The organism is Microbacterium mcarthurae (assembly GCF_046064585.1).
In the GTDB taxonomy this organism is placed as follows: Bacteria; Actinomycetota; Actinomycetes; order Actinomycetales; family Microbacteriaceae; genus Microbacterium; species Microbacterium mcarthurae.
In genome coordinates, this window is record NZ_JAROCE010000003.1 from 114,984 (window position 1) to 138,776 (window position 23,793).

The 23,793-nt window shown below is 70.2% G+C and carries 20 protein-coding genes and 1 tRNA gene; 9 read left to right on the forward strand and 12 right to left on the reverse strand.

All coding sequences use genetic code 11. The annotated features are described in order from the left end of the window. Window positions 1-448 precede the first annotated feature (448 nt). A complete protein-coding gene (radA, locus tag P5G46_RS10580) occupies window positions 449-1,816 on the reverse strand; it encodes a DNA repair protein RadA (RefSeq protein ID WP_408905680.1) in 1,368 nt (455 codons plus the stop codon). Window positions 1,817-1,987: 171 nt separating this feature from the next. Next, window positions 1,988-2,941: an L-lactate dehydrogenase gene (locus P5G46_RS10585; protein ID WP_408905681.1), complete on the reverse strand. Its 954-nt coding sequence runs from the start codon at window positions 2,939-2,941 to the stop codon at window positions 1,988-1,990. A 126-nt stretch (window positions 2,942-3,067) separates the two neighbouring features. On the opposite strand from P5G46_RS10585, the gene P5G46_RS10590 reads away from it, so the two are divergent. Together P5G46_RS10590 and P5G46_RS10595 are read left to right on the forward strand one after the other, a co-directional pair. Then, window positions 3,068-3,158: transfer RNA gene (locus P5G46_RS10590), tRNA-Ser, on the forward strand. Between the two features lie 153 nt (window positions 3,159-3,311). Further along, window positions 3,312-4,154 carry a universal stress protein gene (locus P5G46_RS10595; protein ID WP_239275859.1) on the forward strand — a complete coding sequence of 281 codons (843 nt, stop codon included), beginning with the start codon at window positions 3,312-3,314 and terminating at the stop codon, window positions 4,152-4,154. A 146-nt stretch (window positions 4,155-4,300) separates the two neighbouring features. On the opposite strand, the gene P5G46_RS10600 is transcribed toward P5G46_RS10595, so the two are convergent. The 4 genes from P5G46_RS10600 to P5G46_RS10615 all read right to left on the reverse strand — a co-directional run bounded on the left by P5G46_RS10600 (window position 4,301) and on the right by P5G46_RS10615 (window position 8,998). Next, window positions 4,301-5,131, reverse strand: coding sequence for a universal stress protein (locus P5G46_RS10600; protein WP_408905682.1), 831 nt, complete (start codon window positions 5,129-5,131; stop codon window positions 4,301-4,303). 177 nt (window positions 5,132-5,308) lie between these two features. Continuing rightward, a complete protein-coding gene (locus P5G46_RS10605; RefSeq protein ID WP_408905683.1) occupies window positions 5,309-6,490 on the reverse strand; it encodes a DUF418 domain-containing protein in 1,182 nt (393 codons plus the stop codon). Window positions 6,491-6,686: 196 nt separating this feature from the next. Then, window positions 6,687-7,322: a response regulator gene (locus tag P5G46_RS10610; RefSeq protein WP_239275853.1), complete on the reverse strand. Its 636-nt coding sequence runs from the start codon at window positions 7,320-7,322 to the stop codon at window positions 6,687-6,689. Next, window positions 7,319-8,998: a GAF domain-containing protein gene (locus tag P5G46_RS10615; RefSeq protein WP_239275851.1), complete on the reverse strand. Its 1,680-nt coding sequence runs from the start codon at window positions 8,996-8,998 to the stop codon at window positions 7,319-7,321. Before P5G46_RS10615 ends, P5G46_RS10610 begins: the two co-directional genes overlap by 4 nt. A 121-nt stretch (window positions 8,999-9,119) precedes the next feature. Here P5G46_RS10615 and P5G46_RS10620 point away from each other — a divergent pair, with 121 nt between their 5' ends. Beyond that, window positions 9,120-9,656 carry a pyridoxamine 5'-phosphate oxidase family protein gene (locus P5G46_RS10620; protein WP_375094811.1) on the forward strand — a complete coding sequence of 179 codons (537 nt, stop codon included), beginning with the start codon at window positions 9,120-9,122 and terminating at the stop codon, window positions 9,654-9,656. A 54-nt stretch (window positions 9,657-9,710) separates the two neighbouring features. Here P5G46_RS10620 and P5G46_RS10625 read toward each other — a convergent pair whose 3' ends face one another. The 3 genes from P5G46_RS10625 to P5G46_RS10635 form a co-directional block, all read right to left on the reverse strand. Beyond that, window positions 9,711-10,931, reverse strand: a complete 1,221-nt coding sequence (locus tag P5G46_RS10625) for an RNA polymerase sigma factor (protein WP_408905684.1) — start codon at window positions 10,929-10,931, stop codon at window positions 9,711-9,713. 92 nt (window positions 10,932-11,023) lie between these two features. After that, window positions 11,024-11,383, reverse strand: a complete 360-nt coding sequence (locus P5G46_RS10630) for a YciI family protein (RefSeq protein ID WP_239275846.1) — start codon at window positions 11,381-11,383, stop codon at window positions 11,024-11,026. Window positions 11,384-11,519: 136 nt separating this feature from the next. Further along, window positions 11,520-12,356, reverse strand: coding sequence for a universal stress protein (locus tag P5G46_RS10635; RefSeq protein ID WP_239275844.1), 837 nt, complete (start codon window positions 12,354-12,356; stop codon window positions 11,520-11,522). A 139-nt stretch (window positions 12,357-12,495) separates the two neighbouring features. Between P5G46_RS10635 and adhP the strand changes: the two genes are divergently transcribed. The 3 genes from adhP (at window position 12,496) to P5G46_RS10650 (ending at window position 15,145) form a co-directional block, all read left to right on the forward strand. Next, window positions 12,496-13,551, forward strand: a complete 1,056-nt coding sequence (gene adhP, locus P5G46_RS10640; RefSeq protein ID WP_239275912.1) for an alcohol dehydrogenase AdhP — start codon at window positions 12,496-12,498, stop codon at window positions 13,549-13,551. Window positions 13,552-13,647: 96 nt separating this feature from the next. Next, window positions 13,648-14,328: a phosphatase PAP2 family protein gene (locus P5G46_RS10645; protein WP_239275842.1), complete on the forward strand. Its 681-nt coding sequence runs from the start codon at window positions 13,648-13,650 to the stop codon at window positions 14,326-14,328. Window positions 14,329-14,344: 16 nt separating this feature from the next. After that, on the forward strand, window positions 14,345-15,145 hold the full coding sequence (locus tag P5G46_RS10650; RefSeq protein ID WP_239275840.1) for a DUF1206 domain-containing protein: 801 nt from the start codon (window positions 14,345-14,347) through the stop codon (window positions 15,143-15,145). A gap of 3 nt (window positions 15,146-15,148) precedes the next feature. On the opposite strand, the gene P5G46_RS10655 is transcribed toward P5G46_RS10650, so the two are convergent. Together P5G46_RS10655 and P5G46_RS10660 are read right to left on the reverse strand one after the other, a co-directional pair. Beyond that, window positions 15,149-16,861: a LamG-like jellyroll fold domain-containing protein gene (locus P5G46_RS10655; RefSeq protein WP_408905685.1), complete on the reverse strand. Its 1,713-nt coding sequence runs from the start codon at window positions 16,859-16,861 to the stop codon at window positions 15,149-15,151. An 11-nt stretch (window positions 16,862-16,872) separates the two neighbouring features. Then, window positions 16,873-17,529, reverse strand: a complete 657-nt coding sequence (locus P5G46_RS10660; protein WP_239275836.1) for a COG1361 family protein — start codon at window positions 17,527-17,529, stop codon at window positions 16,873-16,875. 348 nt (window positions 17,530-17,877) lie between these two features. On the opposite strand from P5G46_RS10660, the gene P5G46_RS10665 reads away from it, so the two are divergent. The 3 genes from P5G46_RS10665 to P5G46_RS10675 all read left to right on the forward strand — a co-directional run bounded on the left by P5G46_RS10665 (window position 17,878) and on the right by P5G46_RS10675 (window position 22,960). Beyond that, window positions 17,878-20,739, forward strand: coding sequence for an aminotransferase (locus P5G46_RS10665; RefSeq protein WP_408905686.1), 2,862 nt, complete (start codon window positions 17,878-17,880; stop codon window positions 20,737-20,739). A gap of 77 nt (window positions 20,740-20,816) precedes the next feature. Further along, entirely contained in the window at window positions 20,817-21,839 is a 1,023-nt protein-coding gene (locus P5G46_RS10670) for a zinc-dependent alcohol dehydrogenase family protein (protein WP_239275832.1), read from the forward strand. Beyond that, on the forward strand, window positions 21,836-22,960 hold the full coding sequence (locus tag P5G46_RS10675) for a PQQ-dependent sugar dehydrogenase (RefSeq protein WP_408905687.1): 1,125 nt from the start codon (window positions 21,836-21,838) through the stop codon (window positions 22,958-22,960). Before P5G46_RS10670 ends, P5G46_RS10675 begins: the two co-directional genes overlap by 4 nt. Here P5G46_RS10675 and P5G46_RS10680 read toward each other — a convergent pair whose 3' ends face one another. Then, window positions 22,961-23,767, reverse strand: a complete 807-nt coding sequence (locus P5G46_RS10680) for a DeoR/GlpR family DNA-binding transcription regulator (protein ID WP_239275828.1) — start codon at window positions 23,765-23,767, stop codon at window positions 22,961-22,963. Window positions 23,768-23,793: the final 26 nt, after the last annotated feature.

The window sequence follows — 23,793 nt, forward strand, 5'->3', positions numbered from 1 at the left end:
GGCTCAGGCGCGGCGCGGCGACGTGGTTCGTCCGCTCCGCGGCATAACTCCTGCGGGTTGTGGCAGCGGGCGGTGGTTGCGCGGGTGGCGTGCGGAGTGTGCAGGAGTTGTGCGCGCTCCGACCGCGAAGCGACGATGCAAACGGATGCCAGCCCCGCCCGGTGGACATCAGGAGGGTGAGTTACCGGGGTCGCGCGGGTGAGACGCCCGTGTAAGACTCGAGGCATGGAGTACCTGATCGCCGGTGCCGTGTGCGCCGCCGGACTCGTGATCCCCGCGGTGCTGGGCTACACGTCCCCACACCGCCGCCGCCGCTCGGCACCGCCCGGCCACTGAGGCGACGGAGTCTCCGCAGCCCTTTCGTGCCGCGGCCGCACAATGGCGAAGACGCGCAAGGACACCGGTGCACCGCCGTCACGCGGCCTCCCGCGTCGGCGGCGACGATGCGTCAGAACGCGGGCGTGACGTCGTCGCGTGGCATCCCGCGCACCTTCAACTCGTTGAGGGCCTGCGCGAGCTTGCGGGATCGCGAGTCGAGCACCGTGTGATAGCCGAGGCGCGCGGCCTCGGACGCGCGTTGCGCCGCCTGTGTCACGTTGCGAATTTCGCCGGTCAGGGTGAGTTCGCCGATCGCCGCGAGCCTCTTGGACACGGTTCGGTTCTGCACGGCGTTGGCCACCGCGATCGCGATCGCCAGGTCGGCCGCCGGCTCGACCAGCCGCACGCCCCCGACGGTCGAAACGTAGACATCCTTGTCGGCGAGGGACACGCCGATGCGGCTCTCGAGCACCGCGAGCACCATCGCCACGCGCGACGAGTCGACGCCGTTGACGATGCGGCGCGGATTGGGGGCGGTCTGCTTCACCGCGAGCGCCTGGATCTCGACCGGCAGGGCGCGCCGTCCCTCCATCGCGATCGTCACGCATGTGCCGGGCTCGGGGTCACCGTGCCCGAGGAACAGGGCGCTGGGGTCGCTGACCTCGGCGATGCCGCTCCCGGTCATGTCGAAGCACCCGACCTCGTCGGTCGGGCCGAAGCGGTTCTTGAGCGCACGGACGAACCGCAGCGACGTCTGGCGGTCGCCCTCGAAGTGGCAGACCACGTCGACGAGGTGCTCGAGCACGCGCGGGCCCGCGATCGTGCCGTCTTTGGTGACGTGTCCGACGATCACCACGGGGAGCCCTCGCTCTTTCGCGACGCGGATGAGCGTGGATGCCACCTCGCGCACCTGCGCCGGCTGACCGGCCGCGCCGTCGCTGAGCGCCGACGACACCGTCTGCACCGAGTCGACGACGAGAAGGTCGGGCTCGACCTGGTCGATGTGGCCGAGGATCGTCGCGAGGTCGGTCTCGGCCGCGAGGTACAGCTCGTCGTGCAGCGCGCCGGTACGTTCGGCGCGCAGACGCACCTGTGCCGCGGACTCCTCGCCGCTCGCGTACAGCACGCGCCGCCCGGCTCGTGCGCTCTGGGCCGCGACCTCGAGAAGCAGCGTGGACTTGCCGACGCCGGGCTCACCGCTCAGCAGGATCGCGGCCCCCGGAACGATGCCGCCGCCGAGCACCCGGTCGAACTCGCCGACGCCGCTCGTGCGACGCGGGGCGTCCTGCGTGTCGATCTCGGTGATGCGCCGCGCCGCGCGCGCCGCTCCCGGAGCGACGGCGGTGACGGAGCGCGTGATGCCCGTCTGCGCGGCGGCTTCTACCACCGTGCCCCAGGACTGGCACTCGCCGCATCGGCCGACCCACTTCAGCGTCGTCCACCCGCACTCGGTGCACCGGTAAGGGGCGGCGGTGGGAGCGGGACGACGGGATGCCATGCGCCCAGGGTACGCGCGGCCTCCGACATCGCTCGCGTGGGGCCTCAACGGCATCCCGATAAACGCGATCTGCGGGCATAAACGCGGTGACCACGCGTTTCCCCGCGCGAATCGCGTTTATGCGTGACGGCCCCGGGCGCGGGCGCGAGGCGAGTGCCCACGCCCCGCGGGTCAGTCGCGGAGCGAGTCGGCGACCGTCGTCAACGCGTCGGCGGAGCGGCGGAGGAGCGTGAGCTCCCGGTCGGAGAACGGGGTGCCGGACAGCGGCACCGCGCCGCGCGAGCTGACGACGGACGGTACCGAGAGGGCCATTCCGTCGATGCCGTGGAACCCTTCGAGCACGGTGCTCACCGGCAGGATGGCGTGCTCGTCGCGCAGGATCGCCTCCACGATGCGGGCGCTCGACAGGCCGATGGCGTAGTTCGTCGCGCCCTTGCCCTGGATGACCTTGTAGGCCGCGTCGCGGACGTCGACGGCGATGGCATCCAGTTCGGCCTCGTCGAAGCGGGTGCCGTCGGGCAGGTCGTACTCGGTGATCGGCACCGACCCGATGGTCGCGGTGGACCACAGGGGGAACTCGGTGTCGCCGTGCTCGCCGACGATCCACGCGTGCACGCTCGAGGTCGCCACGCCCGCGCGCTGCGCGATCTTCCACCGCAGCCGGGACGTGTCGAGCACGGTGCCCGAGGCGAAGATGCGGCGCGTGGGCAGGCCCGTCGCCTGCTGCGCGAGCACCGTGAGCACGTCGCACGGGTTGGTGACGATGACGTAGATCGCGTTGGGTGCGACCTCGAGCAGCTCCGGCATCATGCGGCGGATGATGCCCGCGTTGGTCGCGGCGAGGTCGGTGCGGGTCTGGCCGGGGTTCTGCTTGGCGCCCGCGGTGATGACGACGACGTGCGAGCCCTCGGCGACCGAGACGTCGCTGCCACCGGTGATGTCGCTCGAGCCGGTGAACTGGGTGCCGTGCGCGAGGTCGAGCACCTCGGCCTCGACCTTCGCCTCGGCGATGTCGTACAGGGCGACGTGTCGGGCCGACCCGCGGATGAGGGCGGCGTACGCGACGCTGGCCCCCACGCTCCCCGCGCCGACGACGGTGAGTTTCGAGTTCTCGATCACGCTCATGATCTGATCCTGGCACCGCGGGAAGACCCCCACCAGAACGGTTCTTCGACGATGGAGGACCGGATGCCGAACAGCCGACGACGCACGGATTCGCGGCATCCGGTCGAGTGTCGTAAGCTGGTCGGCGGTGACGTGTCCGAGCGGCCGAAGGTGCAACTCTCGAAAAGTTGTGTAGGGTAACCCCCTACCGTGGGTTCAAATCCCACCGTCACCGCCACTTTCATCAGATCAGCCCCGCTTTCGAGCGGGGCTGACCTGTTTCTCCTGCGAGTGCCCCGCACCGTTCTCGCCCGCCGTGGGACCTTCGGCCTCACCCCTCGCGCCGCCGCGCTCTACCGTGACAGCACGGACACCGTTCGGGGAGGCAGTCATGGAGAACATCGTCGTCGGCGTCGATGACAGCGCGGCGTCGCGTTCCGCCCTCGCCTGGGTCGGTCGCCGCTGCGCGACACACGCCGCGAACGTCGACGTCGTGCACGTGGTGGGGGATCCGTCGGGGCTACTCACGCGCACCGTCGCGGCCTTCGCCGACGCCGAACGGATCCTCCACGAGGCCGCTCCCGAGCAGGCCGTCCAGTTCCATCGCGCCGAGGGCGGAGTGGCACGCACGCTCGCCGCGATGTCGGCCGAGGCGGACCTCCTGGTCATCGGGGTCGACCCCGCCCACCCGTTGCGCGCGGCGCTCGGCGGATGGCTGCCCGTCCGTGTGATCGCCCGGTCGGTTCCGCCGGTGTGCATCGTTCCCGCGGGGTGGGCGCCGCGGGAGGGAAGCGTGACGGCCGGCCTGGACGATGACTCCTCGTCGGAAGAGGCGCTGGCGTTCGCGGCGAAGGAGGCGGACGAGACTTCGCGGCGACTCCGCATCGTGCACGCCTGGCACCTGCCCGAACCCGCCATCGACGGTTCGGCGGCTCTGCTGGTGCGGCCGGAGCGGCTCCTTCGAGAGCACCGCGACCTTCTGGAGGCGGCGACGCATTCTCTGCACCGCCGGTTCCCGCGGGTGCACATGGAGTCCGACCTGGTCCGCGCCCCCGCCGCCGAGGCGCTGCTCCATCACGCCCCGACCGCCACGATGATCGTCATCGGCACCCACCGCGAAGGAGTGCTCGCCGGCGGGTACCTCGGCTCCGTCGCCCAGGACATCCTCTGGAGGGCGGGGTGCCCCATCGTCGTGGTGCCGTCGGCGGGTTTCCCCGCCCGCGGATCGCGATGAGTCGCGTGGACCCGTCCGGACGGGCCGCCCGGGTGCGGGCGTACCGATTCCGGATGCCAGGGCCGCGGCGCCCCGGATAAGAGGTCAGGCCCGCGTCCTCTCGGTACACCGGACAGACGGCATCCCTCGCCTCCGCCGGACGGCTGTCACGCCGTCGCCGATGTGCTCGGCACGACACAGATCGGGCAGCGCAGCGTCCCGATGAGGTCCATCCCGACGGACCCCAGGAATGCGCCCGCGACGACGCTGCGTCCGTGCGTGCCGATGACGAGGAGACTGCTGCGCTCGGCGGCCCGCGTGAGGGCCGACGTGGGATTGTCGCGCACCAGCTCCGCCGACGCGACGACGTCCGGCTGCGCTTCGCCGACACGCTCGACGGCGGCCCGCAGGATGCGCTCGTGCGCGTCGGCGACATCGCGCGGGCGCCGAGGGTGCTCGTCCGACCAGCGCGGCTCGGCGTTGGCCATCAGCCAGGAATGCACCACCCGCAGGGGCACGCCGGACGACGAGGCGGTCTGCGCCGCGAAGAGAACCGCCGCGGCCGAGGAATCGTCATCGTCCAGGCCGACGGTGACCGGTGCGTCGGAGACCGACCAGCCTACGGGAATGAGCCCGGTGGGAACCCCCGACCGCGCGGCCGCCCGAAGCGGTACCCACCCGGTCAGCATGGTCCGCGTGCGAAAGCCGGGGTGCACGCCGAGCACGAGCAGGTCCGCGCCGCGGGCGGCGTTCGAGAGCGTCGCGGGCATGGCTCCGTCGAGCCGGACGACGTTGGCCGGTGACTCCGGGGCGAGGTCCCGCCACCGTCGGGCGGCGGCATTGAGAACGGAATCCGCCTCGATGCGGTCGGAGAGGAACATGTTCGTGACGAGGACGATGTCGAGCTCCGTCCGCCGGCCGCGCGCGCGGTGGGCGATCCACTCCAGGGCGGCCTCGGACGCTTGGCTCGCGTCGTAGCCCAGAACCACTCGCTCCATGGGGGACTCCTCCCGGACGCCCCGAGCGTAGGAGGGCGGACCGGCGCGGGGCGGGTCGAAGGTCCCGCACCGCGCCGATGTCTTCGAGGAGTCGCATCGCGGCGATGCTCTCGAGCGATCGTGATCTCGGCACAACCGCAGAATGCCCGCAAAGCGCCGATTCTGCGTCGTTCTGGTTCATGCCGGCCGCACGGCGGCTGCCGATTCGCGTCGCCGAGTGAGCGCGCGGTAGCACCAGTCCCAAATGAGTTCGAAGGGTCCTCTCCGAAAGCGACGAGACCAGAGACGAGCGAAAGCGACGAGCGCGACACTGATGATGGCGAAGAGGCCCAACGTGCCGAGGAGGCCGTCCATTTCGGCGAAGAGGGGAAGGCTCGCGGAGTTCTTCTGGAAGATCACGCCGAGAATGTTCTGCAACAGATAGCAACTGAGTGCCATTTTCCCAACAGCGGCCAAATTCCTGCCGATTCGGCCGGGTCGGCGCTGCTGGTAGAACTCAGCGACGGCAGCGAGGATACCGATGGCAACGATCGGTGCTGCGCCGTAGCGCGCGAGCGCCCCGCCCGAATCTGCGGGAGCGACGAAAGCAAAGAATGCGTCGAGCGGAACTCCGATCGCAAAACCCGCGACCATGAGCCATCGCCTCAAGATCCGCCTGCGCGGCTCGAAGATGCCCAGTCGGTACAGGTTCGCTCCGAGCAAGAACAGTCCGACGCCCATCAGTATGATGGTGAAGAATTCGGATCCGAACGAGAACCCGGCACCGATGTGCGTGAGGTTGCCGACGACGTCATCCCAGTACGAAGAGGGCTGCGCGCCCGACAGCGACCCGTCTGACGGCATCGAGATGGTTTGCTTCGTGGGGCCGGAGGGGAGGACGGTTCCCTTCATGACCAGCATGGAAAGATGCAAAGGAATCATGATGCCGATCACCCACCATTGCACTCGCTCGCTTGTCAGCAGTAGGAAGGCAACGATGAGTCCGGTGACGGCATACGCCCGAAGAACATCGAATTGGACAACGAACACATAGTTCAGTAGGCCATCGAGGAAAAGTAAGCCCGCGCGTATCGGATATGTTCCAGGCCATGACCTGCCCGCGCGTCGCGCGGCTTGACGCTGGATCTCGATGCCAATCCCGAACATGATCGTCAAGAGACCGAGAAACTTCCCGTTGGGTAACCATGCGGCGGCCACCGTGATCGGCTCAGGCGTCACCGAATCACCGGATGAACCGATGAAAGCCGCGAAGATCCAGATGTTGCTTGCGAGTGTGCCGAGAATGGCGATGCCGCGCAGAACGTCAAGGGCTTCGATGCGTGGCGATTCCGAACTGGGTACCGTAGATGTTGCCGTCATGGAGTAGAGGTACTCACGCCGACCTTGGTCGTTTGCATGATCGACCTATGACCGGTGCACGCAACGATCGAGAGTCCGATAAGCGCCCCGAACGGGGCCGCCGCGATCCACCCGGTACTCACCCGCTCGGCAGGGTCCCGGACGCCCGGAGCGAAGAAGGGCGAACCGGCGCGGAACGGGCCGAAGGTCCCGCGGATCAGAGGTCGGGGTGGCCGAGACGGAGGACCGCCGCCTGCGTCCGCGTCTCGACTCCGAGCTTCATCAGCAGCGACGACACGTAGTTCTTGACCGTCTTCTCGGCAAGGCCCAGACGCTCGCCGATCTGACGGTTCGTCATGCCGTCGGCGATCAGCGCGAGCACCTGCCGCTCGCGCAGGCCCAGCGAGCCCCACCGCGGATCGTCGTCGCCGGCGCCGTCGCGCAGACTCGACGCGGCGCGCGTGGCCGCCGCGGTGTTCAACAGTGAACGCCCGGTGCTGACGGCGCGGATGTCTTCGAGGAGTCGCATGGCGGCGATGTTCTTGAGCAAATAGCCCGACGCCCCCGCGAGGACGGCCGCGTACGTCGCGGCGTCATCGTCGTACGCGGTGAGGATCAGGCACGCGACCTCGGGCATTGACGAGCGAATCTGGCGGCACAGGTCGATGCCGCTCCCGTCCGGGAGGCGCACGTCGAGGACCGCCACGTCGGGCCGGGCGGCCTCGATGCGTGCGAGCGCCTGACGAACGGAGCCGGCCTCGCCCACCACCTCGAAGCCCTCCGCGCCGTCGATGAGGTCGGACAGCCCGCGTCGCACGATCTCGTGGTCGTCGACGAGGAAGACACGGATCACTGCGTCGTCCTTTCCGCGTCGAGCGGAGCGCGCCACTCGGCTCGCGTTCCCCCGGCTCCGGTCTCGAGCGTCAACGCCCCGCCGCGCGCACCCGCGCGCTCCGCGAGATTGGCCAGACCGCTACGACGATCGTCGCGGATGCCGGAACCGTCGTCGGCGACGACGACCCACACGTCTCGCTCCCCGATCCCCACGTCGAGCGAGATGGAGTCGGCGCTCGCGTGGCGAACGCTGTTGGTGAGCAGCTCGCGTGCCACCCCGACGACGTCATCCGCGAGCGACCCGTGGACCGTGCTGTCGACGGCGCCCGAGAAACGCAGCGAGGGAGGTCTGCGCAACGTCCCCGACGACTCGGCGACGACGTCGATGAGCCGGTGGCGGAGCGAGCCGCCGTCCCGGGCGGAGAGGGCGAAGACGACGGTCCGGATCTGTGCGATCGCGTCATCGAGTTGCCGGATGACCTCTTGCATCCGATGGCGGTCACGGGTGTCTCCCAGCGTCGCGGCCACCGACTGCAGAGTAAGCCCCGCACCGAAGACCTGCTGGATGACATGGTCGTGCAGGTCGCGGGCGATGCGAGCGCGTTCTTCGCTGAGCATCGCCTTCTGCTGGTCCCGCCGGGCGTGCGCGAGCTCCAGCGCGATGCTCGCCTGCGATGCGAGGTCGCTGAGCACCTCGAGCTCCACGGGCGTGAAGCCGCGCTCGCCGGGCGCGCGCGCGACGCACAGCGCCCCCCACGTCTGCTGGCGCGTCCGCAGCGGCGCGGCCATCGCCGGGCCGGTCTCGTCCCCGCTGGCGTTCATCGCCGGGTCGATGTCGCCCACCGCACGAGGCGCGGTGCCCACCCGCACCCCTCCTGTCTCCATGGCCGCTCCGGCGATGCCGCCGGTTCCCCCGGCGAGCGTGCCCAGGATCTCGTCCTCGCCGGGGCCTCGCGCCGCAGCGACGCGCAGCACGGGTGAGTCGTCGACGGGCACGAGGACGGTCACGAGGGGTCCTCCGGCCAGGTCGGCGACGCGTCCTGCCAGCAGGTCGAAGATGGTGTCCGTCGGAGTCGAGAGGATCGCCGCCGACAGCTCTGCCGTCGCCGTCATCCACGTCGCGCGCGTTCGGGCCTCGTCGAAGAGTCGGGCGTTCTGGATCGCAAAGCCCGCGGTGGATGCCAGACCGCGGACGAGCTCTTCGTCTTCTGCCGTGAACGATCCGCGCCGCGCGTTCGTCAGGTACAGGTTGCCGAACACCTCACCGCGCACGCGCACGGGTGCGCCCAGGAAGGAGTCCATGCGCGGATGATGCGCGGGGAATCCGGCCGCGCGCGGGTCCTCGCCGAGGTGATCCAGGCGGATGGGCTCGGGGTGCGCGATGAGCGCGCCGAGGATCCCGCGCCCGCGCGGGAGGTGGCCGATGGCGTCCGCGGCCTCCGCGTCGAGCCCGACATGGACGAACTGGTCGAGCGAGACCCGGTCGGCGGCGATGATGCCGAGCGCGCCATACTCGGCATCCACCAGTTCGACGGCCGCCTCGACCACGCGACGCAGCACGATCGGCAGTTCGATCTCCCCGACCACCGTCTCGACGGCGCGGAGGAGGCCGCGCAGGCGGTCCTGCGAGGACGATGGTCCGACGCCCGAGTGTCCCGCTTCCGCATCGCGCGCGACATGATCCCCACTCGGCATCCGTTCCCCCTCTCCCCGCCCTTCAATCTACGACCGGCACCCGTGCCTGACCAGGGACGCCGGGACTTTCGACCCGCCGGTCGGTGACGTGACGCGATGCACTGGAAGAAGGAGGTGTGCCATGACCCACGATCAGAGCCCCACCCCGCCCGTCGTCGAACTCGGCACCGCGGAGAGCTGGCGGCTCCTCGAGTCGCAGAGCCTCGGACGCCTGGCGCTCGTGGACGCGTCCGGCGAGCCCCGCATCTACCCGGTGAACTTCGCCACCCGCGACGGCGCGCTCTACGTGCGCAGCGCCGACGACGCGAAGCTGCGCTTTCTGCGCTCGCGCCCAGCGGTTGCGTTCGAGATCGACGGGGAGGATGCCGGGGACCGGTGGAGCGTCGTCGTGCGGGGCAACGCCGCACCCGTCGAGATGGATGCCGAGATCCGCCGCAGTCGCGAGACGGCGTTGCGGTCGATGAGCCCGACGCCCAAGCCATATGTCGTCCGTATCTCCCCGCGGAGCATCACCGGGCGCCGGTTCACGGAGCGCGCCATGGGCGAGCGGGACGATCCGCTGCGTTCGCGCATCTTCCGTCCCCGGGAGGACTCCGTCCCCGCCGTGGCTCGACCGCCGCACCCGATCGCGGGAATCCCGCCGCGCGCGGACGCGTGATGCCCGGCGCCAGGTCGCTCACCGTGAAGGGCGCGGTGGCGCGCGTCGCCGTGTCTAGCAGGACGCGGGGTCTGCGTGACCGACCTCGGCGAGGCGCTGCTGAAGGAAAGCCCGTTCCGCGGCGTTCGCGGTGAGCTCGATCGCGCGACGGTAGGACGAGGCCGCCCCAGCCGTGTCGCCGAGACGCTGCAGCAGGTCGGCGCGCGTCGCGTAGAGGTAGGGATAGTTCGCGAGCCGCGGATCGGCCGCCAGATCATCGAGGAGGGGCAGAGCAGCGGTCGGACCGTCAGCGAACGACACGGCGGCGGCGCGGTTGAGCGCGACGACGGGGGTATTCCACACCGCCAGCAGAAGGTCGTACAGGTGCACGATGCGAGGCCAATCGGTCCGGTCGAACGACGGCGCCACGGCGTGCACGCCGGCGATCGCCGCCTGAAGGGTGAACCGCCCCGGCGGGCCGGATGCCAGCGCCCCGGCGGTCACGGTGAGACCCTCCATGATCGCTCGCTGATTCCACCGCGTCCGGTCCTGGTCGCCGAGGAGGAGGAGTCGCCCCCGCTCGTCGGTCCGGGTCGCCCGGCGCGCATCGGTGAGGAGGAGCAGACCGAGCAGACCCCGGGTCTCCGCTTGCTCGGGGAGGAGCGCGGCAAGGGTGCGGGCAAGGTGCAGAGCCCGGTCGCAGAGTTCCTCCCGGACGAGCGCATCTCCCTCCCCGGCCGTGTGTCCGGTGCTGAAGAGCAGATGGACGGCGGTGAGCACGCTGTCCACGCGCTCGGGAAGCTCCGAGGGTCCCGGTACCCGGAACGGGATGCGCGCTTGCGAGATCTTCTTCTTGGCGCGCGTGATCCGCGCCGCCATCGTCGGCTCCGGCACCAGGAAGGCTCGAGCGACATCGGGGGTGGGAACGCCGCAGACGAGGCGCAGAGTGAGCGCGATGCGGGCCTCGGGGGAGAGGGCGGGGTGGCAGCACGTGAACACCAGCCGGAGCCGGTCGTCCGGTACTGCAGCGTCGAGCCCGTCCCTGCCGTCCCTGCCGTCCGGGTCGTCCGGATCGGCGGTCGCCGGTTCCACGAGCAGCGGGAGCTTGCGACGAAGGGTGACCTCGCGCCGCAGCCGGTCCAGCGCCTGGTTCCGCGCCGCCGTGGTCAGCCACGCGCCGGGCCGCTCCGGAACGCCATCTCGGGCCCAGGCCCCGAGGGCGCTGACATAGGCCTCTTGCGCGCACTCCTCCGCGAGATCCAGGTCGCCCGCGACGCGCACCGTGGCCGAGAGCACGGAGGCCCATTCGGAGCGATGGGCCCGTTCCAGCGCGGCAACGACCGCGTCCGCCTGCGCGGCGGACGCGGTCGGCTCGTCTCCCCGGGCGCTCAGAACGGGTTCGTCGTCGTCGGGTCCACGACCGGTCGCACCTCGACGCCGCCGCCGGGGGCGGGGCACAGCTTGCCGATCTCCACGGCGTGGTCGAGGTCACGCGCCTCGACCACGTAGAAGCCGCCGAATGCTTCCTTGGTCTCGACGAACGGGCCGTCCGTGACGGTTCCGCCGCCCTTGATGGTGGTCGCGGTCGTCGTGGACGCGAGTGCGCCGCCGCTCTCGATGGACCCCCCGAGCTCGTACACCTGCGCGGTGAACGCGTTGTGCGCGTCGATCACTGCGCCCCACGCCTCGGGCGACATGTTCGCGTAGAAGGTCGGGTCTTCGTAGATGAGGATCGCGTACTTGGCCATGAGTGCCTCCTGTACTGAGTCGCGGGCCGGTCTGTCCGGCTCCGTCATCTCTGACGACGAACAGCCTGCCGCCGAATCGACAGCCAGACGAGACTTTTTCTCGAAGTAGTGCGCGCCGTGCGGGACGCCGGGGTCCTCACCGGACGATCGCCGTCACGGTCGGCGGGTGCGACAGCACCGCCTGACTGGTCGAGCCGAGCAAGAACCGCGTGAGCGGTCCGCGCCCGTGACTCCCGACGACCAGCAGCCTGGCCGAGCGTGCCGTTCTCCCGAGGACCGCGCCCGGGTAGCCGGACTCCACGACGGTCTTCACCGTGAGATCCGGGTAGTCCTGGCGGAGACCCGCGAGCGAGATCGCGAGCTCCTCCGCCGTGAGGTCCTGCATGCGCTCCAGATAGTTCTGGGGATAGTCGTCGAACTCGAACGGCACCGGGACCGGCGACCACGTCATGACCGCCGTGAGCGTGTCTCCCGTCCGGTCCGCTTCCGCGGCGGCGAACGCGACGGCCTTCTCCGACGCCTCGGAACCGTCGACGCCCACCACCACCCCCGTCCGGCCTTGCGCGCCCCCCTCGGGCACGACGACGACCGGGCAGTGCGCGCCGGCGGTGATCCGCACACCGCGGACGCCGCGCAGCCGCGACCCGTCCCGCGCGAAGTCGCTTCCGAGGACGAGCAGATCGGCGCGATGGGACACGTCGATGAGGCGCGCCACCGGGTCTCCGCGTTCGAGGAGCGTCTCGGCATCCACCCCGGCTTCCTGAGCCTGTGCGGCCGCTGTCTCCAGGAGCGCCCCCGCGCGTTGTGTCGCGCGCTCGATCAGCGTCTCCTCTCCGCCGATGCCCCACGCCGACCCGACGACGGATATCAACAGGAGCCGTTCTCGTCGTCCGGCAGCGCGCTCGATCGCCCAGTGCAGGGCCCCCTGAGCCCCGAACGCATCGGTGACCCCTACCGCGATGGTTCCGTTCATGATCGCTCCTTCGCCCGTGTCGATGATCTGCTCATCCCGATGGTCTCGCCGCTCGTGCGCATCCCGCGGGACCTTCGGCCCGCCGCGACGAGAGCGACCGGCGAAGACTCGGACCAGGCAAACGATCCAAGGAGAGATGATGCGTGCAGCAGTCGTCGAACAGTTCGGTTCCGCCGCGCAGGTGGAGGAACGACCGATACCTCACCCCGGGCCGGGACAGGTGCTGGTTCGGCTCGAGACCTGTGGGCTGTGTCACACCGATATCCACGCGATGAAGGGCGATTGGCCCGTCAAGCCGGGTCTGCCGCTCGTCCCCGGCCATGAAGGCGTCGGCATCATCGAAGAGCTCGGCGCGGGTGTGACCACGCGGGCCGTCGGACAAAGGGTGGCGATGCCGTGGCTCGGTCACGCCTGCGGGGAATGCCGGTACTGCGTCGACGGGCGGGAGAACCTGTGCGAGCAGCAGTACAACAACGGCTACGGCGTCGATGGAGCGTACGCCGAGTACATGCTCGCCGACGCGCGATTCGCCGTCCCGGTGCCCGACAGCGTCACCCCGCTGGACGCGGCACCGTTGACGTGCGCCGGCGTCACCACGTACGCCGCAGTGAAGAACGCTCATGTCACCCCGGGCGAGACCGTCGTGGTGTTCGGCGTCGGAGGTCTCGGGCACCTGGCCGTGCAGTACGCGCGGCTCGTGGGGGCGAAGGTCATCGCGGTCGACGTGACCGATGCGAAGCTGCGGCTCGCCTCCGAGTTGGGGGCGGATCACGTGGTGAACGCGCTCACCACGGATCCGGTGGAAGCGATCCGGCAGTACGGCGGTGCGGACGCCGCGATCGTGCTCGCGGTCGCCCCTTCCGTGTTCCGCCAGGCATTCGACTCCCTGAACCGCGGTGGGCGGCTCGTCCTCGTCTCGCTGCCGGCGGACGGTGAGCTCACCATCCCGATCTTCGACACGGTGCTCAAGGGCATCAGCGTGATCGGCTCGATCGTCGGAACGCGGCAGGACCTCGCCGAGGTGTTCGCGCTCCATGCACTCGGACGCACGAAGGTCATCACCGAGACCCGCGACCTCTCCGATGTGAACCGCTCGGTCGAGGAGGTTCTGGCGGGAAGCGTCCCGGCGCGCCTCGTCTTCGCGTACCACACCGCCGATGTGGTGCCCGTGGAGGACGCCGGGCACGGCGCGTAGCGGGGAGCGCGCAGAACGCGGGTCGGGACGTGGGACGACGTCCCGACCCGTGCGCAATCCCCGAATCCCGCCCCCGCCTCCTGGCACCATCGACGTATGCAACTCGCTCCCGAGGAGGCGGCGGCCACCCCTCCGGACATCGACCCGGACGCCCGCCGCGCCCCCGCCCTCATCGTCGGTGTGGTCGCCACGTTCGTGTTCGTCGCGTTGAGGCTCGTCGTGGCGTTGACGGGTTCCGCCCCGCTGCCCGTCGACGTCTGGTGGGATGACGCGATGTCGACGCTGGCGTCGCCGGTAGGGGTCGTGATCGCGTGGGTGCCCGCGATCGTCGGGGGGACGATCGGCATGATCCTCATCGGGGTCGCCACGACGATCGTCTTCCTCGTGCGGGGACGTCCCTGGGATGGGCTCAACGTCGCGGCATCCATCGCTCTCGTCGTCCTCGTGGGCGCTCCGATGGCCGCGGTCATCGCCCGATCACGCCCCTCCCATTCGCTAGCCGAGACCGTCGCGACCTCGTTCCCGTCCGGGCACACGGCCGTGGCGACGACGATCGCGCTGACGCTCGCCCTCATCCTGCGTCGGCGGTGGGTGTGGGTGGCCGGAACGGCGTGGGTGCTGCTGATGATGTGGAGCCGCACCTACCTGCACGCGCACTGGCTGTCGGACGTCGTGGCGGGGGCCCTGGAAGGCGTCGTCGTCGCGACCCTCGTGTGGTCGGCGATCGAAGTGGCGCGCGAGCGCCGAGCGCAACGGGCTGCGGCGACGACGGGGTGAGCGCTACCGTTTCCGGATGACATCCGCGAGCGCCGCCGCCGACAAGGTCCAGGATTCGACCGCTTTCCGCATCGCCGCACGGGTCGGCTACGTCGTCCTGGGACTCCTGCACCTGCTCATCGGGGTGATCGCCATCGCGATCGCCACGGGGGGAGGTGGGAGCGCCGATCAGTCGGGCGCGCTGGCCCAGGTGGCATCCGCCCCCGCGGGCATGGCGCTGCTGTGGGTCATCGTGGTCGCACTCGTTGCCCTGGCGATCTGGCAGGTCACCGAAGCGGTCGTGGAGCGGAACCCGGATGCCAAGAAGCGCTGGGGATACCGCGCGAAGTTCGTCGGCACGGCGGTGGCGTACGCGGCGATCGCGGGCACCGCGCTCACGGTCGCTTTGGGTGGGCGTTCGGACTCGTCGCAGTCGACGCGAAGCCTCAGTGCGAGCCTGCTGGCCGCGCCGGGCGGCGTCTTCCTCCTCGTCCTCGTCGGACTCGTCGTGGCCGTCGTCGGCGTCGCGTTCGTCGTGCGCGGCATCACCCGCGCCTTCCTGAAAAACCTGTCTGTCCCAGGCGGGGCCGCGGGGCGTGGCATCCGCATCTTCGGCACGGTCGGTTACATCGCCAAGGGCATCGCCGTCGGGGTCGCCGGCATCCTGTTCATCGTGGCGGCGCTCACGCAGGACCCGAACGCCGCGAGCGGTCTCGACGGCGCGCTGCGATCGCTCGCGGGCCTGCCGTTCGGGCAGCTCGTGCTGTGGCTGGTCGGTGCGGGGCTCGTCGTCTACGGCCTCTTCTGCTTCGCTCGCGCGCGTTACGCCCGTATGTGAGCGTCAGCGGCCGGCGAAGTAATGCCAGCGGACTTCGTCGGCGCTGAGAGCCCGGGTGTAGATGGCCGCGTACTGAATGGTGCCGGTGAAGAAGGACGGCCCCGAGTAGCCGGTGTCGCCGTCGGCGGTACCGTGGGCCCACCCTCCGAGGTTGCCGCACCCGATCTTCCAGAACCCCGAGTAATCCTCGGCGGTCGTGACCGCCGTGTTGGTCGCCACGAGCTGACCGTCGACGTACAACGCCATCCCCGCCGAGGACAGCGACGCGACGACGGCGTGCCACCGGCCGTCGGCGTACGAGCGTCCTGCCGGGGTGGAGATCGTGATCACGCGACCCGGATAAACGCCGAACACGACGCGGCCATCCTTGTCGAGGTAGATGTGCCGGTCGTACTGGCTGTCGGAGGCCGAACCGTTGGCGTTCCCGAACCCGATGATCTTCCCGTTGGAGGTCGTCGTCGTGCGGAACCACGCCTCCAGCGTGAAGGTGGTGGGGCGTTGCACCTGTCCCGGGACGAAGAGGCACTGCGTACCGTCGAAGCGCACCGCAGCGACGGGACTGTCACGGACACAGCCGACCGAGGACTCGGTCGTGGGCCGCACCGCGTACGTCGCTCTCCGCGACGTCGTTCCCGACAGGTCGTCCTCGGTCCGGCCCGCGACGTTGGTCGCCGACAGGGCGTACGCGCCCTTCGTCTGCGCGGCGGTGACCGAGAGTGCAGCGGCCCGGCACGTGAAGAACGGGTTCGTTCCGGCGGTGTCCCGAGTGTTGCTCACACGGGCTCCGAACGCCGCGGTCGACGTCGTGACCGTGGTCACGAGGAGCACCGCGACGACGGTCAGAACGACGACCGGAACCAGGACGCGGCGCGCGCGACGGTCGGGGCGCGCGCGCAGTCCGGACACGACGGGGTCGGCATCACGCACCAGGAGTGCCGCCCCAAGCGGAAGCAAGCACATCGTGATGAGGAGGATGCGCGCGAAGAGGTCCGGATCCGGGACGGGCGTGAGGGAGAAGGCTCCGGTCGCCAGGCGTTGGGTGGTTTCCACCACGGCGTCCTGCCCGCTGGTCATGCGTGCGGAACCCGCGACGACGGGCAGGATGCCGGTGTTCACGACGTGCATGAGAGCGCCGGTGCCGTCGTCGTTTCCGCGGAAGTTCAGCAGCCGCACGTCGAACCAGGGACGCAACCACAACGTGACCAGCGTGATCGTCGATGCCCATCCGGTCAGCCGGACGCTCCAGGTCCACCCGAGGTCGGCTCGCCGGACCCACGTGACGGCTTCGGTGAGGACCGCCCCGAGAAGCAGCCAAGGAGCCGCGGTCAGGAGGAAGCCGACGCCCGGGAGGAGCGTGATCGCCCGTCCGATGACCTGCGCCGGCACGACCGTCCACCCGTCGGGGGCTCCGTTGAGGTCGCCGCGCGTCGTGTATCCGTCGGGCCCGACCTCGACGATGCGATGCGTCACGGTGCGGTCGGCCATCGTGAACGTGATGACGTCCCCCACCGCGTAAGAACCGGCGGGCGCGGTCACCACGAGCGTTCCCACCGGAGCCGCCTGGCCCATACTCGGGGTTTCGACGCTGAACAGACGGATGCCGGTGACGGCGAAGGCCGCGGCGACCGTGGCGGCGAGAAGGGCGATGGCGACCGCGAGGACGATCGCGCGTCTGCCCTCCGCGCGACGAACGGTCGCCGCGGTTCGGAGACTCACGGACCGGGAACTCAGGCGTCGGTGCTGAAGTCCCAGGTCAACGGCTGCGAGACCTGGAGACCGGCGTAGGTGTTGCCCGCCGAGCTGGGAACCGTCACCGCGAACGTGAACGGGATGGTCGCGCCCGCCGCCACGGAGGACGCGGTCAGCTTCGACAGGATGTCGACCTTTGCGGTGAAGCCGGAGAGCGGGCCGGAGTAGATCGTCGTGCTGCCGGAGGTGACGACGAGGGTCATCGTGGCGCACAGGTTCGTGGCGGTGCCGTTCGGGGTGCCGTTGTTCGATTGCGTGCAGGCGCCGGGCGTCAGCGTGAACGCCTTCGCGGCCGCGGTGCCGGTGTTCTTGATCTTGATGTCGGTCGACACCGTCTGCCCGGGAACCATGGTGAGGTTGCCGCCGTACTTGTTGATCGTCGCGCACGTCGCGGTGTTGGTGGAGACCGAGCCGCCGTCCGTGCTGTTGCAGATGACCGAGCCGTCGGCGTTCGTCTCCTGCATGATCAGCGTTCCGGTGCCCGCGGTGTCGACGGTGTTGCGGATCTGCGCGGTGAAGGCTGCAACCGTGGGCGAGAGCCCGAGAGCGAGGAGGAGCGAACCGATGCTTCCGGCGAGCAGGATGGGCAGGGAAAGTCGACGACGACGAGACGGGGTGGAACTCTGGGAGGACACAACTACTCCTGTGTGGTGCGAGCGATACGGGCTTCCCGGTCTACCGTTGCCCTGCCGCCCGGCGCCCGGCTGATGTGCTGCCCGTCGACGGGTGGATGAGAGGCGCCGCATGGGGACGAACGATTTGCGCGGCCGACCGATTCGTCGGTTCTTCCCGCCCGAATTCGCCCGCGGATTCCCCCGGCCCGCCGAGGGCTCCTGGTCTGAGACGAGCGCGGACGCCATCGGTTCGGGAAGATTCCCACCCCGAGCGCGCGCATGGCGACAACGCATCGTCCTAGAGTTTTCGGCGTCGCCCGTCGTGGGCCGGCACCGCCTCACCCCGTTCCGCGCCCCATGGAGCTCCGCATGACCGACACGCTGTTCGACTACTTCACCGCGGGTGAGCTGCCGACGCCGACGCTTCCCACCGACGAGGCCGTCGCACTGTTCCGTGAGAGTTACGGCCTCGATGTCGATCTGCAGTCACTCGGCAGCCAGCAGGACCAGAACTTCCTCGTGCGACCGGTCGGCGATGGGGAACCCCTGGGGGTCTTGAAGATCAGCAATCCGGTCTTCAGCGAGACGGAGATCGAGATGCAGGATGCCGCGGCCGCGGCGGTGGCGAAAGCGGAACCCGGGCTGCGGATTCCCGAGATCGTGAACGGCCCGCGAGGACCGATGACCGGGTGGTGGGAGACGAGTCAGGGGCGATTGCACGCGCGGGTCATCTCGTTCGTGTCGGGCGCGACCCTGACCGGCTCGGGCTACCTCGCGCCGCGCGTGGTCGAGCGGCTCGGTGAGCTGGCCGCCGCGGTGAGCGTGGCGCTGGCGAGCGAGACCCACCCCGCGTCGGGGCGGGTGCTGCAATGGGACCTTCAGCACGCCGAGCGCGTGATCGCCGAGATCGCCGCGACCGAGCCCGACCCCGAGGTTCGGGAGTACTGCGCAACAGCCGCGGCCGCGGCTCTCGCCGCCCTGGCCCCCGTCGTGGATGCGCTGCCGCGGCAGCTCGGCCACTTCGATGTCACCGACGACAACGTGCTGCGTCCGCACGGAGTGGGCACTCTCCCGGATGCGGTCATCGACTTCGGCGACGTCATCGACTCGTGGGCTGTCGGCGAAATCGCCGTGACCGTGTCGTCGGTGCTGCATCACGACGGCGCGACCTACGCCTCGACGCTGCCGGCGATCGCGGCGTTCGACCGCCGGCGCCCGCTGTCCGACGACGAGATCACGGCCCTGTGGCCGCTCGTGGTCCTGCGCGGGGTGGTGCTCGTGCTGAGCGGTCGCCAGCAGGTGCGGCTCGATGACGCGAACGACTACGCCAGCGGCGCGCTCGACCGCGAGTTCGAGATCCTGCGTCGGGCGATCGCGGTCCCCATCGACGTGGCGACCGCCCGCATCCGTCACGCGCTGGGGCGTGCCGGCACGCCCGCCCCCGTCTGGCAGAACGCGTCGATCGTTCCCGACGCGGTGCGCGCGGTCATCCTGGATGCCCGCACGATCTCGCCCGCGGCCGATGAGGGTGCGTGGCTCGACGACGATGCTCTCGAACGGGCGGCGCAGCGACTGCTCGAGAGCGGTGCCGACGCCGTCGTCCTCCCCGCGCTCGTGCCCGCGCTGCTCGGTGCCCCGTCCCGCACCCCCGAGGAGCCGGCGACCGTGCCGACGGCGGCGTCGGTGTGGTTCGCCGTCCCGACGACCCTCGTGCTCCCGGCCGCTGCCGAATCGCGCGGCGGCGAGATCGCGGTGCCCGCGACCGGTGGCATCCTGCGCGTCTCCTCGTCGTCGGCGGAGGTGCCCGCGCGCACGCGCGTGCGCGTGCTGCTGACTTCGCTCGATGCCGTCGAGGTGCCCGACGCCGTGCGCCCGAGCGATGTCCCCGGATGGAGCGCCGTCGTCGGCGACGCCACCCGCGCGCTGGGCCTCGCGGCCCCGGCGGGAGCGCCCGACGACCTCCTCGAGCGTCGCGAAGCGGTGGTCGCAGAGGTGCAGGAGCACTACTACTCACGCCCGCCGCAGATCGAGCGCGGCTGGCGCGAGTACCTCATCGGCGTCGACGGTCGCGTCTACCTCGACATGGTCAACAACGTCGCCTCGGTAGGCCACGCGCACCCGCGGATCCACGCCGCGGTGTCTCGCCAGACCCGGCTGCTCAACACCAACTCGAGGTTCCATTACGCCGCGATCACCGAGTACGGCGAGCGGCTCGCGGCCACCCTGCCCGACGAGCTCGACACGGTGTTCTTCGTCAACTCGGGGTCCGAGGCCGTCGATCTCGCGATCCGCCTCGCCATGGCCGCCACCGGTCGGCAGGACGTCGTCGCGATGGCCGAGGCTTACCACGGCTGGACGTACGCGAGCGATGCGGTCTCGACCTCGATCGCCGACAATCCCTACGCCCTCGAGACCCGGCCGGAGTGGGTGCACACGGTCGACGCGGCGAACGCGTACCGCGGTCGTCATCGCGGCGCGGATGCCGCCCGCTACGCGCCCGAGGCGGCGGCGAAGCTGCGCGCGCTCGCCGCCGAGGGGCACGCGCCCGCGGCTTTCCTCAGCGAGACGTTCTACGGCAACGCCGGCGGCGTCGCGCTCCCGGACGGCTACCTGCGCGAGGTGTACGCGGCAGTCCGCGACCTCGGCGGTCTCGCGATCGCCGACGAGGTGCAGGTGGGTTTCGGGCGGCTGGGGTCATGGTTCTGGGGCTTCCGGCAGCAGGAGGTCGTGCCCGACATCGTGGCGGTGGCGAAGTCCATCGGAGGGGGTTTCCCGCTCGGCGCCGTCATCACCCGGCGCGAGATCGCCGACCGCTACCGCACGCAGGGATACTTCTTCTCCTCGACCGGGGGTTCTCCGGTGTCGTCCGTCGTCGGCTCGACGGTGCTGGACATCATCGAGGACGAGGGGCTGCAAGGAAACGCGCGCGTCGTCGGCGCCCACCTGAAGACGCGTCTCGCGGCGCTGGGGGAGCGGCATCCGCTCGTCGGGACGGTGCACGGCGCAGGGCTGTATTTGGGCCTGGAGTTCGTGCGCGACCGCGAGACCCTCGAGCCCGCGACCGAGGAGACCGCCGCGATCTGCGACCGCCTGCTCGACCTCGGCGTCATCATGCAGCCGACCGGTGACCACCAGAACGTGCTCAAAATCAAGCCACCGCTGTGCATCTCACGGGAGTCCGCGGACTACTTCGTCGACATGCTCGATCGGGTGCTGACCACGGGCTTCTGACCGCGCAAGCCCCGCATCGTGGTCGGGTCGGAGGAGTAGACCGGAGGGAGACATCCCTCCGCCCGAAAGGAACCGCCATGCGTGGAGTCATCATGCACGCCGCCGGAGACGTACGCGTCGAAGACCGGGACGCCCCGATCATCCAGGAACCGACGGATGCCATCATCCGTCTCGCCGCGTCGTGCATCTGCGGCTCCGACCTGTGGCCCTACCGCGGATCCGACGAGGTGGATGCCACGCCCATGGGCCACGAGTACGTCGGGGTGGTCACCGAGATCGGCGACGCGGTGGAGAACGTGAAGGTCGGTGACTTCGTCGTCGGCTCGTTCATGGCATCCGACAACACGTGCGAGATCTGCCAGGCGGGTTACCAATCGCGCTGCGTGCACGTGGTGCCCATGGGGCGCGTGGGCACGCAGGCCGAGTTCGCCCGGATCCCGCTCGCCGACGGCACGCTCGTCGCGACCCCGGGCCAGCCCGACGACGACCTCATCCCCTCGCTCCTAGCCGCCTCGGACGTGCTCGGCACCGGGTGGTTCGCCGCGGTCGCGGCCGAGGTCGGTCCCGGCAAGACGGTGGCCGTGGTCGGTGACGGTGCCGTCGGGCTGCTCGGCATCCTGGCCGCGAAGCAGCTCGGTGCCGAGCGCATCATCGCGATGTCGCGCCACGCCGACCGGCAGGAGCTCGCGCGGCGGTTCGGCGCCACGGACATCGTCGAGGAGCGCGGTGACGAGGGCATCGCGAGGGTCAAGGAGCTCACCGGCGGACTCGGTGCGCACTCGGTGATCGAGGCCGTCGGCACGCAGCAGTCGATGGAGCAGGCGATCCGCTCCACACGCGCCGGCGGGCACGTCGGCTTCGTCGGGGTCTCGCACGACGTCACGCTCGAGGGACAGGAGCTGTTCCGTTCGGCCGTGCACCTCCACGGCGGACCCGCGCCGGTGCGCCGATTCCTGCCCGAGCTGATCCAGCTCATCTGGGACCGCGAGATCGACCCGGGTGCGGTGTTCGACCTGACTCTTCCGCTCGAGGAAGCCGCGGAGGGCTACCGCGCGATGGACGAGCGTCGCGCCACCAAGGTGCTGCTGACGATGCCATGAGCCCCTCGACCACACGCCGTACGGGCCTCGCGGCCGGTCTCACCCTGGCCCTGGCCGTCCTTGCCGGGTGCACGGGCGAACGCGAGACGGATGCCGTGCCTCCGCCCTCCTCTTCCCCCGCGCCGCCGGTGTCCACGTCGTCGCCACAGGCCCCGGCGCCCGCGTTCGTCGTGCCGGACGGCGAGCCGGAAGTCGTGGCATCCGGATTCACCACGCCGTGGTCGGTGGCCTTCGTGGGCGAGGCGGCGCTGGTGAGCCAGCGCGACACGGGGGAGATCCTCGAGATCATCGGGGACGGCACCCGCGTCGTCGGGGAGGTTCCCGGCGTCGCCCCGGGCGGTGAGGGCGGGCTGCTCGGCATCGCCCACGCCGGCGGCTACCTCTACGCCTACGCGACGACGATCGACGGCAACCGGGTGATGCGGTTCCCCCTCGACGGCGCACCGGGGTCGTTCGCTCTGGGCACTGCGCAGACGGTGGTCGACGGCATCCCCTCGGCCCGTATTCACAACGGCGGCCGGATCGCCTTCGGACCCGACGGCATGCTCTACATCACGGCGGGCGACGCCGCCGATCCCGCGCGCGCCCAGGATCCGGAGTCGCTGGGGGGCAAGATCCTGCGCGTCACCCCCGAGGGCGAGGTGCCCGCCGACAACCCGTTCCCCGGTTCGCCGGTGTGGAGCCTCGGTCATCGCAACCCGCAGGGGATCGGCTGGGACGCGGCGGGCACGATGTTCGCCTCGGAGTTCGGCCAGAACACGTGGGACGAGCTCAACGTCATCGAACCCGGCGCGAACTACGGCTGGCCGGAGGTCGAGGGCCTCAGCGATGACGACCGTTTCGTGAACCCCGTCCAGCAGTGGGCGCCCGCGGATGCCAGCCCCAGCGGCCTCGTGGTCGTCGACGGCTCGGTGGTCATCGCGAACCTCCGCGGCCAGCGGGTGCGGGTCGTTCCGACGGCCGAGCCGGCCGCCGCGCGAGAGTTCTTCGTGGGCCAGTACGGTCGCATTCGCGACGTGGTCGTCGCCCCCGACGACACCCTGTGGATCGTCACGAGCAACACCGACCGCGGTGGCGGCGACGACGACGCGATCCTGCGCGTACCGCTGACCTCGGGCTGATCAGGGCGTGAGCACCGTCACACCGGCTTCCGCCAGAGCCGCCGCGAGATCCGGTGCCGGCGCGGCGTCGGTGATGAGGTAGTCCGCCTTCTCGAGAGAGGCGACCTGGGCGAACAGGCGCCGGTCGAGCTTGGTCGAGTCGGCCAGGATCGCGGTGCGATCCGCGCGCTGGATCATCTCGCTCATCATGGTGGCGTCGCCGAGGTTGCTGGTGGAGTAGCCCGAGGCATCCACCGCTCCCACGGCGATGAGCGCGTAATCGCACCGGATGTCGACGTCGGGGCTGTGCGAGGACGAGGCCAAGGTCACCGGGCCCGTCGTGGCCTGCGTGATCGTGCGGACAGCCCCACCGAAGATGAACAGGTCGCGGAACACCTGCGGCGAGATCTCGGCGGGGATCCGCAGATTGTTCGTCGCGATCGTCAGGTTGCGGTGATTGCGCAGCGCGCGTGCGACGGCCAGCGTCGTCGTACCGGCGTTCAGCATCACCACGGAGCCGTCTTCGATGAGGTCCGCGGCGATGCCGGCGATCTTCTCCTTCTCGGCGATCTGCATCTGGAGGCGGACGTCGAGCCCCCGGTCGCGTCCCGGAACCGACATCGCACTGACGGCTCCTCCGTGGGTGCGGACGACGATGCCTTCGCGGTCGAGTTGATCCAGGTCGCGACGGACCGTGTCGATCGAGACGCCGAAGTGCGATGCGAGATCGACGACGGTCACTTGACCCGATTGGGCGACGTAGGCAGCGAGCTCTGCCTTTCTCCCCGCCGGAAGTCGTCTCTTGGTGGTGTTCGTGGTGCCCTCCATGCCGTCATCTCTAGCACAGTGCGGCA

Excerpts from the sequence above, each read along its gene's own strand:
- radA (WP_408905680.1), bottom strand. The coding sequence starts at position 1,816 with ATGGCATCCCGTCGTCCCGCTCCCACCGCCGCCCCTTACCGGTGCACC.
- P5G46_RS10585 (WP_408905681.1), bottom strand. The coding sequence starts at position 2,941 with ATGAGCGTGATCGAGAACTCGAAACTCACCGTCGTCGGCGCGGGGAGC.
- P5G46_RS10595 (WP_239275859.1), top strand. The coding sequence starts at position 3,312 with ATGGAGAACATCGTCGTCGGCGTCGATGACAGCGCGGCGTCGCGTTCC.
- P5G46_RS10600 (WP_408905682.1), bottom strand. The coding sequence starts at position 5,131 with ATGGAGCGAGTGGTTCTGGGCTACGACGCGAGCCAAGCGTCCGAGGCC.
- P5G46_RS10605 (WP_408905683.1), bottom strand. The coding sequence starts at position 6,490 with ATGACGGCAACATCTACGGTACCCAGTTCGGAATCGCCACGCATCGAA.
- P5G46_RS10615 (WP_239275851.1), bottom strand. The coding sequence starts at position 8,998 with ATGCCGAGTGGGGATCATGTCGCGCGCGATGCGGAAGCGGGACACTCG.
- P5G46_RS10620 (WP_375094811.1), top strand. The coding sequence starts at position 9,120 with ATGACCCACGATCAGAGCCCCACCCCGCCCGTCGTCGAACTCGGCACC.
- P5G46_RS10630 (WP_239275846.1), bottom strand. The coding sequence starts at position 11,383 with ATGGCCAAGTACGCGATCCTCATCTACGAAGACCCGACCTTCTACGCG.
- P5G46_RS10635 (WP_239275844.1), bottom strand. The coding sequence starts at position 12,356 with ATGAACGGAACCATCGCGGTAGGGGTCACCGATGCGTTCGGGGCTCAG.
- adhP (WP_239275912.1), top strand. The coding sequence starts at position 12,496 with ATGCGTGCAGCAGTCGTCGAACAGTTCGGTTCCGCCGCGCAGGTGGAG.
- P5G46_RS10645 (WP_239275842.1), top strand. The coding sequence starts at position 13,648 with ATGCAACTCGCTCCCGAGGAGGCGGCGGCCACCCCTCCGGACATCGAC.
- P5G46_RS10650 (WP_239275840.1), top strand. The coding sequence starts at position 14,345 with ATGACATCCGCGAGCGCCGCCGCCGACAAGGTCCAGGATTCGACCGCT.
- P5G46_RS10665 (WP_408905686.1), top strand. The coding sequence starts at position 17,878 with ATGACCGACACGCTGTTCGACTACTTCACCGCGGGTGAGCTGCCGACG.
- P5G46_RS10670 (WP_239275832.1), top strand. The coding sequence starts at position 20,817 with ATGCGTGGAGTCATCATGCACGCCGCCGGAGACGTACGCGTCGAAGAC.
- P5G46_RS10675 (WP_408905687.1), top strand. The coding sequence starts at position 21,836 with ATGAGCCCCTCGACCACACGCCGTACGGGCCTCGCGGCCGGTCTCACC.
- P5G46_RS10680 (WP_239275828.1), bottom strand. The coding sequence starts at position 23,767 with ATGGAGGGCACCACGAACACCACCAAGAGACGACTTCCGGCGGGGAGA.